Source organism: Enterobacter cloacae complex sp. P29RS, assembly GCF_014893445.1.
Lineage (GTDB): Bacteria > Pseudomonadota > Gammaproteobacteria > Enterobacterales > Enterobacteriaceae > Enterobacter > Enterobacter intestinihominis.
Map to the genome: position 1 here is coordinate 1 of NZ_JADBPZ010000028.1, position 16,026 is coordinate 16,026.

The 16,026-nt window shown below is 48.7% G+C and carries 9 protein-coding genes, 1 tRNA gene and 2 pseudogenes; 2 read left to right on the top strand and 10 right to left on the bottom strand.

Annotated features, from left to right (window positions below):
- Window positions 1-340, top strand: a 340-nt coding sequence (locus tag IM282_RS18950) for a hypothetical protein (protein WP_192970720.1), incomplete at its 5' end; no start/stop codon positions are given.
- A 169-nt stretch (window positions 341-509) separates the two neighbouring features.
- Here IM282_RS18950 and IM282_RS18955 read toward each other — a convergent pair.
- Genes IM282_RS18955 through IM282_RS18965 form a run of 3 tightly spaced genes read right to left on the bottom strand, consistent with a single transcriptional unit; the run spans window position 510 to window position 6,314 of the window.
- The gene (locus IM282_RS18955; protein WP_224373543.1) at window positions 510-2,234 is read right to left on the bottom strand and encodes a response regulator receiver domain; all 1,725 of its coding nucleotides are present in this window, start codon (window positions 2,232-2,234) and stop codon (window positions 510-512) included.
- Between the two features lie 15 nt (window positions 2,235-2,249).
- Window positions 2,250-5,243, bottom strand: a complete 2,994-nt coding sequence (locus tag IM282_RS18960; RefSeq protein WP_192970721.1) for an ATP-binding protein — start codon at window positions 5,241-5,243, stop codon at window positions 2,250-2,252.
- 12 nt (window positions 5,244-5,255) lie between these two features.
- Window positions 5,256-6,314, bottom strand: coding sequence for a DNA cytosine methyltransferase (locus IM282_RS18965; protein ID WP_192970722.1), 1,059 nt, complete (start codon window positions 6,312-6,314; stop codon window positions 5,256-5,258).
- A 662-nt stretch (window positions 6,315-6,976) separates the two neighbouring features.
- Here IM282_RS18965 and IM282_RS18970 point away from each other — a divergent pair.
- Window positions 6,977-7,123, top strand: a pseudogene (locus IM282_RS18970) (DNA primase); the annotation flags it as partial.
- Here IM282_RS18970 and IM282_RS18975 read toward each other — a convergent pair.
- From IM282_RS18975 to IM282_RS19005, 7 genes and pseudogenes are all read right to left on the bottom strand, one after another.
- A pseudogene (locus tag IM282_RS18975) lies at window positions 7,106-7,596 on the bottom strand (tyrosine-type recombinase/integrase); the annotation flags it as partial. The pseudogenes IM282_RS18970 and IM282_RS18975 sit on opposite strands and share 18 nt — an antisense overlap.
- 161 nt (window positions 7,597-7,757) lie before the next feature.
- Window positions 7,758-7,833, bottom strand: a tRNA-Asn gene (locus tag IM282_RS18980).
- A gap of 167 nt (window positions 7,834-8,000) precedes the next feature.
- Complete coding sequence (locus IM282_RS18985) at window positions 8,001-10,190, bottom strand: TonB-dependent siderophore receptor (protein WP_192970723.1); 2,190 nt, start codon at window positions 10,188-10,190, stop codon at window positions 8,001-8,003.
- Window positions 10,191-10,216: 26 nt separating this feature from the next.
- Window positions 10,217-11,542: a lysine N(6)-hydroxylase/L-ornithine N(5)-oxygenase family protein gene (locus IM282_RS18990; protein ID WP_023306541.1), complete on the bottom strand. Its 1,326-nt coding sequence runs from the start codon at window positions 11,540-11,542 to the stop codon at window positions 10,217-10,219.
- Window positions 11,539-13,281 carry an aerobactin synthase IucC gene (iucC, locus tag IM282_RS18995; RefSeq protein ID WP_370553873.1) on the bottom strand — a complete coding sequence of 581 codons (1,743 nt, stop codon included), beginning with the start codon at window positions 13,279-13,281 and terminating at the stop codon, window positions 11,539-11,541. Before iucC ends, IM282_RS18990 begins: the two co-directional genes overlap by 4 nt.
- On the bottom strand, window positions 13,278-14,225 hold the full coding sequence (locus tag IM282_RS19000; RefSeq protein WP_192970724.1) for a GNAT family N-acetyltransferase: 948 nt from the start codon (window positions 14,223-14,225) through the stop codon (window positions 13,278-13,280). The genes iucC and IM282_RS19000 overlap by 4 nt, the downstream gene beginning before the upstream one ends.
- Entirely contained in the window at window positions 14,225-15,967 is a 1,743-nt protein-coding gene (locus tag IM282_RS19005) for an IucA/IucC family siderophore biosynthesis protein (RefSeq protein WP_192970725.1), read from the bottom strand. Before IM282_RS19005 ends, IM282_RS19000 begins: the two co-directional genes overlap by 1 nt.
- Window positions 15,968-16,026 lie beyond the last annotated feature (59 nt).

A 16,026-nucleotide genomic window follows, 5' to 3' on the forward strand; every position in this document is an offset into this window, starting at 1 on the left:
GAATTTTACCTTCTGTGAATATAACCCTAATGATCTTAAAGATAGGGATGATTTTTTAATATGGGCACCTTTGTATTTAAAAGAAGATGAGTTGTCCATTATAAAAGAAATTTGGGATACAGGCGGTTTGTCAGAAATAGATATATTAGCGTTCACAGAGGAATTCCCAACTTTTTCAGACATTCTTGTAAAGCTCTTGGAAGAAAGGTTTCTGATCTACTCTGGTGATTTGGTTGCTGTTAACTCTGATATTTTCACTCAACAAGCAGATGAAGGATACTACTTATTTCCATCAAAAGAGAAACATGAAGCATGGAAGAAAAAATATTATAGCACTTAAGTTTTACACTATGTTTGAAATATTCAAATATGGTTTTCTGAATGAAAATACTAGCCATAATAGGCCTTCGCTTTTATATCATACATTGGCGGACTGACAGTTATTTATATGAAATACTGTCAGTCTTTATACCAATTTGAATTTTTCAATTCGAAAATGAAATAGGAGTTTAACAACTCAATCTCAGCCATTCATTTGTATCTAACCCAACTCTAGATATATTAGAGGCGAGACTATTAGCGATAGATTGGGCTACACTATTTTTAAATTCACCAATCCATGATAATTCAGCTTGTTGCTCATCATCTTTAATGTAACAAACAACAAGTCTGTTATCCCTTCTAATTACTTTTATTGAGCTGGTGGTTATATCTGGAATGAGTTTGAATATGTGGATGTCCTTAGAGCCGGGTTTAATTTTAAACTTCATAAAAGTATCATCTGCACTTCGTAACACATGAGTAAATTTAGGGTTAGCCGCAGTCATCCTATCTATTTTTATAAAAATGAAATTAGTAGGGCTCTGTATACGAACACTATCACAAAGTGGTTGCATACACATATAAAATTCAGTGTCACTTTTTTTAACGATAGAGCCTTGTTTTATAGTCGGAAGTGGGGATGAGTCGGTTAGTGATTTTAAATCTCTACGTTTGCACTCAATTGCGCTTAAGTTTTCATGAGGGAGATACTCAACACCATTTAGGCTAATCTGTATTTTGGCCTTCTTAAATTTTTCAATTGTCTCACCATTACGTTTCATAATGACAGGTGCTTCTGATAAGGTATTTAATAGAGTATCTTCCGATTCTGTGGATAAAAGTCTTTTGATTCTGTCGGATGTGATGGAAATGTTATTACCATCATTGATTTTAACTTGGAATAAATCATCACGGTTCTCACTATTAATATAATCTACCCAATCATGAATTCTAGTTAAGTTTAAATTATTTGTTATTGATTGACTAATTTGAAGGTTGGATTTTATTTCTTCTGAAATAATGTCTGTAGCGTAGTCAAAAGCAACTTCATGAGCTTTTTCTCTCACTTGAGGTGAAGAGAAAAGGCCAACAACATGGGATAAGTAAGCAGGATCAAGCTGTTTATTGAATGTGTGTAATATATGATGTGTTTTTTCTCTTAATTCTCCTATAGCGGAAAGAGTAGCATTGGACAGTAATCCAATAGTTAATTTTGTAAACAATGTTATAACTCTGTCAACTAATTGAGCAGCGTCAACCATTTTTTCTATGACTTCGATATGACAAAATTTAAAAACGTCATCATTAAATGTGATTTTTGTACTTTCAAAGGTATTAGAATAACCTTTTGAATTCAAATGATCTGAAACTACTTTTGTAATCCCTGTAAGTTCTGGTGAACCTGTATAAATTACGATAAGTCGTAACCGACCTTGTTGCTCTTTATCATGTTGTAATATTTTTGCAATGCTTGCTATAGCCAGTGTACCATCGCGCTCCTGACTATCTTGATTGTTTTTAAACTGCGAATCCATTTGCCAGTCTAAAATAGTAATGTCTGTATGTTTGGAACCTGTCATTATTCGGTTTGATGCGTTGGGGATATTTACATCTCTCGATGGATCAGGTTTAAAAGCGCAGCAATTTATTCCTTTATCTGAGAATGCAATAGATAAATCTTGGTAATTCAGTGGGTTATCCATTGGGGCTGGTATGAGTGGGGTTTGTGGTACGACACCTAACCCACTAACGTCATTACTAGCTGCATCAAACTCTGCAAAATCATCATTAACAGAACTATCTATTGTGGTAATTGCTTTTCCAAAGGATAATTGATCGTCAACAGCGATAACGTTATTAAGAAATCTACTTACTATTTCCTTAGAAGATGCGAAGAAATTTGAATTTTCCAATTTATAACTCCAAAATTATTCTTTATCTTGTATCGGTTCTATAATAAAAACGGCACCAGTGTTAGGTTGATAAGATTCAAGAGTAATATCAAAACCATCACGCTGTAATGTTTGTCGAGCGATATATAATCCCATTCCTTGTCCACCAATACGGCGCCCAAAACCGAATTCAAACACGTTCTCATGGTCGATAGTAGGAATACCTGGGCCACTATCCATTATTTTGAAACCATTTTTGGAAGCATCAAGAGTTATACTTTTATCCGCCGAGCCTTTCGATACCCAATAGATCGCATTATCTATTAAATTAATGAATACGGAATATATTGTTGATGTATAAGCTTGAATACTTTGGTTAATAAAACTAGATGTGTAACTTATGCGAACCTCTTCTTTCTTAAATCGGTCATCAAATACCGACTCTATAAATTCACTAAGAGCTTTCCCTGTTATAGTCGTCCGTCTTCTTGACTGCGACCTAGTCAATGGTGTAAATGTTTTAAGATATGCATCAAGATGATCGAAGCCAGAACGTACACGATCATATATTGCTCTGAAATTTTCACTGCGGTTAGCGAAAACTTGCATTTCATTGAGGCCGCGACGAATAGAAAGAACATTATGATTGAATTCGTGGTTAATAATTCCTACAGCCATTCCTATTTGCGCTAAATGAAGATTCCTATCATTTTGTTCTTTTATATGCTCATATTCTGACTCCAGAACAGAAACAAGTTCTGATGATGATGTTATATTTTGCTCTGAATCTTCTTTTGCTGTCAATAATCTTTCGGTAATCAGATTAATATTTTCAATTACCATTGAAGAGGAATTATCACTCTTTGTTTCTAGTTCATTTTTAATACGATAAAGTTGTTCGACTGTAACACCCTGGAAACTTGTGGAGTTGAACGCATTGAATACTTCATCTGTATTTTTTTTTGCAACTTCCCTGTTATGGGTAATCATTTTTTTTACTTGTTGTTGCAAATCTTCAAGAATAGACGTGGCCTTATTAAAAGCTTCATTCAATAGTTTTCTTTGATACTCATCTTGATTTACTAACGAGTCATTGAATCTTCTTCTTAGCCCAGTCCTATCACCATATTTCTCTTCGAAACTAACTAATATTTTATTTGCGTTGTTCTTAACATTACTAATCTTATTGATAAGTTCATTTTTTCTGACTTGATATAAATCCCATTGGTCAGCTAAGTTTTTATTAAGGCCAATGCCAGTAGGTTTATTTATTTCTATATCATTAATCAACTTACCAAAATCATTATTTACTACTGACTCAACAGAGAAGGCAAGATCATCTATTGAATCCGTATTTTGATTGAAATTATTAAAGAGAGTGTCCAGTTTATTATTTGACTGGAGAATTGAAGAGTCTAATTTTCCTTCATCAAGCTTGGTGAAGAATTTGTTAAGTGCTGCTTCAAAGTTTTTTCTTTTAGTGGTCTTAAGTTTTTCTCTTTTCTTTAATAGTTCGTATTCACGCTGTTGGCGTGCTCTTGTTTCGATAAAGGTAGCTGCAAGTTCACTTTTATCATTGAAAAAGTCTGAAGCAATTGAGATAAAGAAATTTTCAAGGATTGCTTTTAGTTGTTTGTAGGCTTTATTTTCAATAAAACCTTCTCGACCTGCTTTTTCTTTAAGTTCACAGTTAAATTCTTTAGTCAGTTCGATAGCGCCAAACATTCTGCGATAAGAAAAAAAATACTCTTTTAAGCTCTTAGATCTGCGTTGTTCTATACGAAGGAAATCAAAATCAGAATCACCATATGGTAGAATTCGGATTCCATCTCGATAAATGTAAAGCCCACCAAACTTATCTGTCTTATCTCTTAAATCTTGCCAGATTTCAGGCGATAACTTACTATCTCTTTGTGTACCATGAATATAAGCAAGATTGAGATTAAATGGACCACATAAAACCTCTTTGTTATTATTTTCTGCCCACGGTACTACAATAGATTTCTCTTCTCCATAAATTTTTATGGTTCCTTCAAATTGGCCGAATTCATTAAAATTACCATTAAAATGGTGATCTGCAATCGAAAACTCTTCTGGTGTAAAGAAAACTGACTCACTTATCCTATCAATACATTCGCCATGAAGTGTATGATCACGAAAACGGGCAATAATAGGTACTTGCGAATGCTCGTACATCGTATTTGTAAAACCAAGTAACGCTTTCTCTAAACGAGAGGCTTGATCAGTACGTTTCTTGGTATCAAATCCTTCAACTTCGTCAGATAATATATCATCAACAGGCGCTATAATAAAATGTGTCCCACTTTCATTTTCTAAATTTAAGTGAGGGCGTGAAGGAATTAGATTAAGTTGTTTATCTAAATTATCAAGAGCGATGGACCAGAACTCAGGATCATAATCAAAGTATTCTATTTGTTTAATAAGCTGCTCAATTTTATTTTGAGAAATCTTGCCCGTTAAGTTATTAACATTTTTCAATGCTTGTGAAATTAAGTTATCGATATGTTTTTTATTCAAAGACTCATCATGATTTAACTCAATAATAGGTATGTCAATGTCTTCTAAATTAAGCTTTGGTAAGGAAAATAACGTCCAATTTACAAAAGATACAACGATATTTCCTAATATATCATTTTTGCGGGAGCGTGTAATTACTAATACCTGAGGTCCAATTGCCGCAATTGCTAAACGTCCAATTCCTTTTTCACCCATAATAGGGCGTTTCTTCTTTTTGTCGTCAGTAGTCGGTGCACCAATACTGTCTTCATCAATGAATTTACTATCAGTGCCAATTGTTAGCCATCTTTCTTCAAAATCATCTCGGCTCATTCCCAAGCCGTTATCTCGCAGTATAAGTAGATTTTTTTTTCTTATATAATCTACTTCTACGTTGTCAGCATATGCATCATGGGCATTTTTGAACAACTCGCTTAATGCAGTTGGAATCCCTGCAATCTGTTGTCTACCCAGCATGTCTAAAGCTCGCGCTTTGGTTTTAATTTTTGCCATTCTATAATTGGGTTAACAACCCCCATCCTCCCTATTAGATTTTGCCTGCTCTAATATTGATTCAGCAACTCGCTGTGCCAACAATACAGGTACTGCATTCCCAATTTGTTTTGATTTAGATACATTACTACCAAGAAAATGAAAATCTTTTGGGAATGTTTGAAGACAAGCCGCTTCTCTGAAAGTGATTGCGCGGTTTTGAGTTGTATCCGGATGCCCAAAACGACCGTTGGAAATGCTCGTACATTTTGTAGTCAAAGTTTTACATGGCTTATCCCAGCTCATCCGACCATAGACGTCCGTGTGGCCATCATATTTTCTGTGGCAATTCAACCATAGTTCATCAGGCCAATCTCTTCTGTCACCACCTTCTGGTGTATGCTGTAGTCTCTTAATGTTGATGGGTTGGATAACAGCAGCCGCATGTAGTAGGTCATTACTATCTGACTCACCTGCTTGTAATTTAGGCAGACTTCCAATATAGTCTCTTACTGTAGCGAAAGGAATATTATCAACTCCATGTGAGTAAGAAGGGAATATTGGTTTGTCATTTAGTCTTGCTAACACAACAAGTCGTTTTCTTTGCTGAGGTACTCCATAAAATTCACTGGAAACAACCTTGTAATCATACTGGTAACCGAATCTACTAATAAAATTCAAAAAATCAGAGAATGGTCCATTTTCTTCTATTTTGATGCTTTGAATACCTGGTACATTTTCAATAAAAATAAAAGCTGGTCGAAATGCTCTTATAAATCTTTTGGTCTCACCCAATAACGTTCTTCGTTTATCACTTGAGTTACGAATTTTGTTTTGAGAAGAAAATGGTTGACATGGGGCACAGGCACAAAAGACCAGCTCAGAACTCTTCATATCTGGTACTAGCTTAGCAACGTCTTTTACTTTGACGTTCCTAATGTCATCCCGAATGAACTTTGTGTTGGGGAAGTTCGCTTTATAGCTACTAGCTGCATTTTCATCAAAATCAATGCCGAGAGCAACCTCAAACCCTGCCAGTTCAAAGCCTTTACTAGCTCCACCACATCCACAAAAAAAATCTATAACCCTCATTGATAAGGTTATCCCTGTATTAAAATTAGTCTTTTTTCCGCTGAGGACAGCGGTTCGTATTGATTACGAGCATTATAATACCAATCGCTAGTCCTGTAATCTTTCTCTAGGTATGCTGTATCCACACTCAGTCAGCGTTTTTGATGTTTCGCGAGGTCGCATGGATAAAGGCAGCATATGGTTCTATACCAGATTCAGCCGTCATCTACGCTGCCAGCCGCTCGACCAACCCATCCTGAGAAAATTTGTTAATGTAATGCTTCATTATTTTCACTGAATCTACCAGCATCACATGCTCGACCGTGTTTCTACACCTGGTGTTCAGGTTACCACAATGTATTCATGAGGTAAGCCCTAAGATGATGCCACACCGTCCATAGCCAATCAAAGCGGTGCAAGGTGCATAGTTTATTCGCGCACAGCAAAAGCCTATTTCACCACTGCGGAGTAAGGGGGTCTACGCCCGGCTATGCAGGGGTAAGTTTTTTCTCCTGTGAGCTTTTCATTCTCGTATCGGCTTCCGGTTAATCGTTTCCCAACACAACCCGTCCCGCAAGGGTAAATGGCACGCATGCTGCGCCCCTGCAGGACAGAACGATGCCAGGAAAGCGAACCCTCAGGCGATACGAAGACGAAAATCACACACAGACGGAGAAAAAACCATGACGATTTCCCTGCATACTACCCAGACAAGCGCCCCTAACGCCGCAGCGGCGACCAGCGTATCCCCGCTGGACCCGTCAGGCTCCTCAAAAACGAAATTTTCTAAAACCAGAACCGACATTTACCAGACTGTTACTGACAACATCCAGCAGACCTTTATTCTTAGTCCCTTTCAGCAGGTCGATAAAATGACGTGGTTTTAGTTCAGAGACAGATAGATGCCCAATGATCGGAAAAATATGGTTATTCATGCTGTCGAGCAGACGGAGGGCATGATTCTCAGACCATGCTTTGTTGCTTTTATGCCAGCTTAGTGCAACAGACTTGAAGGTTTCTTCTGGCAACGCAGTGGCTCTTTCAGCGGAGCGTTATTGTGCTGGGTGATTTTCTGCACCAGTAGCTTACGGATACCGTCACGCTGTTGACGAGCATCAGACAGAGAGACATCAGGATAAGCACCTAAGCTGAGGCGGGATTCTTTTCTATTGATGCGATATTTAAGAAACCAGAGACGTGAACTACCTGGATTAACCAGCAGATACAGACCTTGAGAATCAGAAACTTTGAAGGCTTTTGCGCATGATTTTAAGTTGCGGATTTTTGTGTCGTTAAGAGACATTTGGGTGTCACGCCGTCATCGAACCAGCATAACCCCAAATCTGACCACCAAATTCTCCCGATGTGGAGGGTAAACCGAAAATACATCGGGAAGACTTTTCACGCTAACTTACTGGAACTGAATCACATAGGGATTCGCAAAGCAGCATGAAAACAAGAAGTTGGCTCCTCTGACTGGACTCGAACCAGTGACATACGGATTAACAGTCCGCCGTTCTACCGACTGAACTACAGAGGAATCGTGTGAACGAGGCGCATATTATCGACCTCAGTGCGCCTTGTCAAAGGGGAAAACACCGTTTTTGTTCGTTTGCCGACAATTTCAGCAAACCGATGATTTAATAGCAAATTTGCTTTCAAATTGCACAGCAAATCGCGCCGCCCGCAGACAGGCGGCGCGCAGGATCAGAACAGAACGGAGTAGTTCAGACCAAACGTACGGCCACGGCCTTTATAAGTATAAAGACCCGGTGCACCGTAGGTTGGACTATACAGCCCCGGTGCGCGCTGGCCCCAGGCGGTGGTGTAGTCTTTGTCCAGCAGGTTCTCCACGCTGAAGCTGACTTTGCCCACCGGCAGGGCGTAGCTGCCCAGGAAATCAACGGTGTTATAGCCATCGATCTTCTTACCGTCGGCGTCAGACACGTCGAAGGTTTGTGTGCTCTGCACGCGCAGGGCCCAGTCGCCCGGCGCCCAGTTCACCCATGCGCTGGCTTTCGACGGGCTGGCGCTGTCGACCGTCAGCTTCTGCCATTTCCCGTTTTCACGCGTTTCGGACTTGATGGCGTTAAAGTTCGCCCCGGTGCTCCAGTCGCTGTCGGTGAAGAAATAATCCACCTGGCCTTCAATCCCATAGATACGACGTTTGTCGTCTTCCAGGTTGATGGTCATGTCGCTCTTGTTGATGGTGATGGTTTTATCCGAGAGCGAGTAGTAGGCCGCCACCTGGGTACGCAGGTTATCGCCGGTGAAGCGCCAGCCCAGCTCGTAAGCATTGACCTTAATACCGTCCAACGTTGAGTCGTTCACGTTCACGCTGTTTTGCAGGCGATAGTGACCATCGACCAGCTGATAGGTGCCGGAGCCGTAGTACTTCGCCAGGTCCGGAATTTCGAAGCCCTGGGAGAAGTTAAACCACAGCTGTTGCTGTTCGGTCAGACGTCCAAGGATCCCGGCGTTAAACAGGAAGTTGTTGTAGTCGGTTTTCCCGCCCGGCACCGCGTCAGCGGAGGTGGCTTTGCCCGTGGCGATTGCCTGCTGCTGGGCGTAACCGACAAAATCGTCCACCTTGTTTTCGGTGTACTGGTAGCGCACGCCGCCGCTCAGGGTGATAGCGTCAATGTCATAGCTGGCTTGCAGGAACGGCGCGAGGTTGGTAATGCTGTATCCCGGGTAACGGCCCACGTTGTAGGCGTTGTCCAGCTCCATGCCGCCGCTCGCCGCTGCTTTGTTTAAGTCGAAGAACTGCTGGTTGGCGTCGAACGTTTCGTGATCGGCATCCACACCCCAGGTGAGGGTCAGGTCGTCCATCGGCTTGCTGTTCAGCGTCAGCTTGCCACCGTAAAAATCGGTTTTCTGCTGGGACGCGCCAATGCTGGTCACCGCGCCTTTGCTCAGCGTCGGGAACGGGTAGTAGGTCAGGCTCTCATCACGGTAGTAAATCTGCGCAACCAGATCCTGCCCCCAGAAGTCGGTGTTCGAGTACTGCAGGTTGATCAGGTGACGCTCTGTGCCCGGGATACGGTCAGAGTTCAGGTTGTCTTTGTTATAGGCTTTGGCATCGCCCGTGACCGCAGCGAAATTCTCTCCGAGGAACAGGCCGTGCTTGCCGTCGGATTCGCTCTTGTAGTACTGGGTGGTTAACTGGAGCTGCTGATGATCGTCGATGTTGATGGTGCCCGTTCCCATCACGTCGATACGGTCGGAATACTGCAAGCCGGTCTGGGTGTTATCGATAATCACCTCGTCGCCGTTGCCGTCATACCAGCCGCCGTAGCGCTGATAGGAGATCGACAGACGTCCAGAGGCGTTGTCGTTGCCGCCGCTCACGGCTGCTGAGACGTTCTCATCATGGTCGTTATGGCTGTTAAACCCGCTTTTTGCCCCGGTCTGGAACTCCACTTCGGTCTCCGGCTGGCCTTTTTTGGTGACGATGTTCACCAGACCGCCGGTACTCCCGCCGCCGTACAGCGAGGTGGCGCCGGAAATGACTTCGATACGGTCAATGTTGAACGGATCGATAGAGTCGAGCTGGCGGCTGTCGCTGCGGGACGAGTTCAGACGTACGCCGTCCACCATCACCATCATGGAGCGACCGCGCAGGTTCATGCCGTAGTTGGTACGTCCCTGGCTGCTGACGTCCATGCCGGGGATCAGCTGGGCCAGCACCTCTTTAATCTCTTTCCCGCCCTGAACCTGCTGCTCAATTTCCGCCCGCTCTATAACCCAGGTGGTTTGCGCCATCTCTGCCACGCTGCGATGTGCCCGGCTGGCAGAGACCACAATATCTTCTTCCTTTTGTTCTTCCGCCCACGCAGAGGTAGAAAGCATGGCAAGCAAGCACGGATTTAAAACCCAAAGATGAGAACGTTTCATTGTTATGTTGATCCTGAATGTGTGTGTCAGTACTCGGTGGTCTTCATTAATGATTTAAAAACCTGGCTGCTCTCCGGGCTGGTGGTGCTCCGCCAGTGGATCACGCCGGGGGTGGTTGCCAGTTCAAACGGCTCGTCATCGTGAGCGCGATTCAGAATTCGCGCCGCGCGCCAGGCCATCAGGCTGAGCTGGGGTTCGGCAATACCGAGACGGTGCATCCCGGCATTGACGGCAAACAGGCGGTTGCTCTGCGGGCCGTCCCATTCAAGGGTAAAATCGTTGTTGATGCAGAAGGCTTCATCCTCATCCAGACGCAGTCGGGAAGAGAGCGGGGCGAGAAACGCGGGCTGTACGGCGCGGTAGCCGGTGGCGAAAATCACCACGTCGCTCTCCAGCTGTTCGCGCCCGCCATCCAGGTGATGCTGGATGCTCAGGCGCTGCCCGTTCTCCTGGCGCGTCAGCGCCGTCACCGAGCGGGACGGCATCAGGTGCGCCCAGGGTTTTTCGCGCAGCACTTCGAAGCGGTGATACATAGCACGATAGATGGCTAGCAGCGACTCCGTGGTGATCCCGTCGGAGGTCATCTTCTGCTCCTGCAACATCTGGCGACGGGCGTCGTCACCGAGGGTGGAGAAGCTGTCCACATACTCCGGCGTGAAATACTCGTTAGCAAACGCGGCTTCATCCAGCGCGTTGTAGTTGTTGCGACGCGAGATCCAGTTGAGGCTCAGCGGCTGGCCCCATTCCCCACGGAAGATATTCAAAAACAGATCCGCACCGCTCTGGCCGCCGCCGACGACGGTGACGCGCTTGCCTGCTAAATCCGGCGTGCGCAGCATCATTTCGCTGGCATGGAAGCAGGTGTCGTCCTGCGCGGTAACGCAGTCAGGCAGATTGATCTGCTTCCCAATCCCCACGCAGACGTGGCGCGCCAGGAAGCGATCCCGCTGGGTCACGACCTCAAACAGACCGTTTTGCTCATCAAAGCTGACCTGCTGCACCTGCTGGCTGAAGGCCAGATTAGTCAGGTTATCCGCCGCCCAGCACAGGTAGTCGGCAAACTCCTCGCGCGAGACGGTGCGCTGCTCCGTAGTGAGGAAACGGTAGAACTTTTTGCGCTGTACCAGGTAGTTCAGGAAGCTGTGGCGGTTGGTTGGCTCCACGGCGCTGACCAGATCCTTCAGGAAGCTGGTCTGCATGTGGCAGTCCGGTACCATCATTCCCGGGTGCCAGGAGAAGTGCGGCTTGCGTTCAAGAAACAGCGAGCTAAAACCGTCCAGCCCCTCTGCCAGCGCGGCAATACTGAGGTTGAACGGACCGATACCAATGCCGATGAAATCATAGGTTTTCATTGCGCTGACTCCTGGGAGACCAGAAAAAGAGGGTTATCAAGATCGCAGACGTAGTTCGGCAGCATGCGGCTGCCGCCGTCGTGTTCAGAGAAGGTCAGTTTGACCGGGTTGAGGATCACGCGAATAATCTGCGGCTTAAACAGGTCGAACTTCGCGAAGCGCGCCGCAAGATCCGGATGGGCGGCCATATAGCGACGTAACACCTGCGCCAGGATCAGATAGAAGCGGGTTTCGCTCACGCCGCATTGCAGAGTGAGACGGGAAATAAAGCGCAGCACCGTGACAAAGTTGCCGGTTTGCAGGTCGTGGATGATGTAATCCGCACTGAGGCGTGCGGTGACGGCTTTTACCTGCTCCGGCAGGCTCTGCGCCTGCGGGAAATCCTCGTCCACCAGGCGCATGTCGCCCTGGAAATCCTTCAGCAGAATGCGCTGTGGGACGTAATCTTTCATCACCAGCGTGACGTTCTGGCCGTGGGCGATGAGCGCCACCCCGTAGCGGCAGAGCAGGTGATAGAAGGGGATCACCGTCGCCTCAAACAGCTTTTCCAGCCATGCGTCTGCGGTTAACCCCGAGCGTTTGATCCATGCGTCAATCAGCGGGCGCCCGTCGTTATCGGTTTCCATCAGCGCGGCCATCAGCACCGCCTGTTCGCCATCCTGTAAATAGCAGGATGGGTTCTCGCGCCAGATCACCCCCAGCATCTCCTGATAGCGGTACGGCGCCTCAGGCAATGCGGCATAACCCGGATGCGACAGATATCCGGCTGCGGGTTCGCCAAGCACCTGCGCCCCGGAGTGAATCAGCGTGGCATCGCTGGCGAACTGCTGCTGTAGCCAGCGCGAGGCCAGCGGACCGGCGGCAATATACTTGCCCGGAATACCGCGGTAGCAGGAAGTGTTGTAGATGGTCAGCGGCAGCTTGATGTCATACGGCGCGCGACGGCTGGCGTTGGTCAGCGTGCGCAGGGACTGCTGCGCCAGATACTCATCGCCGAACTCTCCCAGCTCCACCATCTCACCGCGCGCGAGCTGTGCCAGGAAATGAATGGCAATTTTTTGCTGCCACTGCCACGGGTGCAGCGGCACCGGCAGCCAGCTATCATCCAGATCCAGTTCCTGCCAGCGGGCGTCGAACCGCTCGCGCTCGGCATCGTCCATGGCGCTGGAGAGCAGGGCGTTAATATCGCAATCGGCGTCGCTGCTCCAGACCAGACGATCGCGCTGCACGGCGACCCAGTGCAGGCGAAAACGCCCGCGATATTCCGGCGCGTACAGGCGCAGGGCATCCAGCCCCCAGCCGCGGCGTCCTTTATTGAAAATAAACTTCGGGTGACCGCGCATCAGGCACTGTAGCTCGTCCGGGTCAAGGTGGATCAGCGCATCGGCATCCAGCGTTTCGCGCGCCTGCAACAGCTGCATGTCGCCCCGCAGCGTGGCGTAGAGATCTTCCATGTGCTCCGCCGTTTGCGCGTCGCTCATCTCCAGTACGGTGGCCAGTTGCAGCAGCGCGTTTTCCGCTTCGACCGCCGCGCCGCTGGTGGTGGTCAGGGTATCAGGGTCAATATGCAGCCAGCCCCAGATCCCACGCGTGGCGCGAAACTGCCAGCACGCGTTGCCCATACTGATGCGCCAGTAGTCCGCCGAAACCGGCTCGGCGCGCAGGGTGCGTTCATATTCCAGTTCGGCGAGGATCTTCGCCACCATCTCACGGTTCACTTTCTGCCAGAGTGCATTCACAGTTCCACCTCGTGGAAGAAGCGATGACGCTCGCTCATGATGAGACGGGAGCGTTTGTGCGGGAAGTCGAACTCTTTCACCGTGTCGAAACCGGCGGACGCCAGATGGCGGAACAGACGCTGGTTGTCGAAGCGCGGTTCCGCCACAATGCGCGCCGTGCGCGGTTCATCGAGATACAGATAGTGGCTCAGGCCGCGCAGCCAGCTGCGGATATACTGCGCCCCGCGCCAGTTCTCTTCACCCACCAGCATATGTAGCCCGCGGTCAAACGGCTGCCAGCGATAGTGGCGGCCAATGCGGTCTTCCGCCGCCCAGTAGAGTTCAAAATAGCCGAATGGCTGATCGTCAAAGCAGCCGATCACCGGGTAACAATAGGTCGAGTCGAGCTGACGGCGCAGGTAGTTTTCCTGCTCGGCCTGCGGGCCCGCCATCTCCCAGAAGGCGTTCACGCGTGGGGTGTTCATCCAGCGGGTAAAACGCTCGCCGTCCAGCGCCACGTCCGCTACGCGGAAGCTCAGGGTGCGCTTAATCTGCGGATCGTAACGGCGATACACTTCGCCCTGCGGACGATGAGGGCGCAGCGGGAAGTACAGCTGACGGCTTTCATCAAACTGCATTCCGCCGCTCACCTGCGGACGTTCGCCTTTCAGCCACAGCGGCAGCTGCCAGAATATTTCGCGCGCCAGATAATCCCCGTTTGCGAGGCTAAACAGCGCCTGCGCCTGAGGTTCATCCTGCCAGGCGGCCCACGGCAGGGTAATGCCGGTCAGGGCGGGTGCGGCAACAAACAGCTGGTCGAGGGCGTCCACCAGCCAGCCGTCCGGGAGCCCGGCCAGACGCGCAAGGACCGCGCTGCCGTCAAGACCCAGCGTCAGCGGCAGGTTTTGTTCCGTGGCCGTACAGCGAAAGCCGTAGCCGGAATGGACGATGTTCGCGTTTGCCATCACGCCTTCTCCTTATAAAACGGGTTGCTAAAGTCGAAATAGATCACCGCCGGATCGACGATGGTGTTTTCGTTGCGATCGTGCAGGTAGCAGAAGAAGTTGCCTTTGCAGTTCCAGGTCGGGCTGTCGAGCACATAATCAAGGCAGCGGGTCTGCTTCGCCGTCATGCGCAGTTTGGCCAGCGCGTCACGCACGCGGGGCATCAGGTTCTCTTCGCTGTCGAAGCCGGCAGCGGCGAGCGCGGCGGTGACGGCAAGGGTAGAGTTCAGCAGCAGGTAATAAGGGAAGTAGCGCAGCAGCTGGCTCTCACCGAAGCGGTTTTCCACCTCGGTTTCGCCTGCCTCTTTCAGCCACGCGTCGGCCCCTTCGGTCCAGGCGCTGCCCTGACAATCGCGGTAGATCAGCCCAACGGGGAAATCCTGCTGCATCTCAACGAGGATATTTTGCTGGTGCGCCAGCAGGACCAGACCGTAGTCCGCCTCGGCGCTGAACAGCGGAAGCAATACGCGGTCGCAGTAGGCGTCCAGCCAGCAGCGGGCGGCCTGAGCGAGCGGGAGATCCAGACGCTGGCTCAGACGGCGCACCGCCGCCGCCAGCAGGCTGTCGCCGCCGTCCGGTGCCGCCTGGGTCAGGCTCACCAGCACGTTGGTTTGGGTATCTGGCGTATCAAACAGCAGGTTGACGCGCAGGGCCATCAGGCTCTCTTCCTGAATGACGCCGCTTTCATCGCGCAGCCCGGCCCAGCCGTCTTCCTGCATCACGCGCATGGTCGGGTAGCGCGCCTGGAGCTCCTGCCAGCGTGCCGTTTTCGCCAGCCGCGCCAGGCGCATGCCGCGCTTAACTTCTTTGACCGACAGCGTGCGCACGGAGTTGGTCAGCCGCACGCTGAGGGAAAACTTAATCATGTCGCTATTGGTTTCGCTGTACAGCGAGCGGGAAGAGCTGGTAGGCAGCCACTGTGCGCCCGCCTCGCCAAGATCCCGCAGGGCGCCTTTTTCAACCAGACGCTGGCACCACGGCTGCTCCAGCAAATAGGCAGCCTGCCACGGATGCATCGGCAGCAGCCAACGGGTGTCGGTGAAGTAGCCGAGAAGATCCGGCGCACTTTGGGCCGCGAAGCGCAGCAGACGTTCACGCAGGGAGACGTTCAGGCTGTCCCCGGCAATCAGTTCATGCTCAACCGCAAACCAGCGCAGCGGGAAGCGCGAGGCGAAATCCGGCAGATAGCGGCGCGCCTCGGCCTCGTTAAACGGCTCGTGCGACTTTGGGGCAGGATGAAAAGCATGGCCGACCAGCAGCGCCTGTTCCGCTTCGGCAAAGGTCAGCGGCTTATCGCGCAGGTTTGCCCAGTTGTGGCGTAAATCAATGGCCTGCCAGGTGTGCGTATGGCTCTCCAGGACGCGCTGCTTAAAGCGGGCCAGCGTATCGGCGTCCAGAGCGCCTTTTACTGTCTCTTTTTCAATAATGAAATCAATCAGTTGATGGAATGTGACCGTGTCACCGCCGTCGCTGTCGGCCTGAATCAGCGTGGCCGGGAAACAATACTGGTGATGCTGCGTGGGGGAGAAATAGCGTACCGGAACCCGGATGGCCTGGGTTGGTGAGAGCGGGATATGTATCTGCGATAACTCATCCGCACGGGTTGCGGGAAGATAGTGCCAGTCCTTCGTTTCGCGCAGCAGCGCGTTCAAAAAACACTGGGCCGCAACATCTGTACCGGCGGAGCGGGGCAGAGCACGCATAGATGTACCTCATTCCATGACTGATAATAATTCTCGTTATGATATTCATTCTGTTTACA

Excerpts from the sequence above, each read along its gene's own strand:
- IM282_RS18960 (WP_192970721.1), bottom strand. The coding sequence starts at position 5,243 with ATGGCAAAAATTAAAACCAAAGCGCGAGCTTTAGACATGCTGGGTAGA.
- IM282_RS18985 (WP_192970723.1), bottom strand. The coding sequence starts at position 10,190 with ATGAAACGTTCTCATCTTTGGGTTTTAAATCCGTGCTTGCTTGCCATG.
- IM282_RS18965 (WP_192970722.1), bottom strand. The coding sequence starts at position 6,314 with ATGAGGGTTATAGATTTTTTTTGTGGATGTGGTGGAGCTAGTAAAGGC.
- IM282_RS19005 (WP_192970725.1), bottom strand. The coding sequence starts at position 15,967 with ATGCGTGCTCTGCCCCGCTCCGCCGGTACAGATGTTGCGGCCCAGTGT.
- IM282_RS19000 (WP_192970724.1), bottom strand. The coding sequence starts at position 14,225 with ATGGCAAACGCGAACATCGTCCATTCCGGCTACGGCTTTCGCTGTACG.
- IM282_RS18990 (WP_023306541.1), bottom strand. The coding sequence starts at position 11,542 with ATGAAAACCTATGATTTCATCGGCATTGGTATCGGTCCGTTCAACCTC.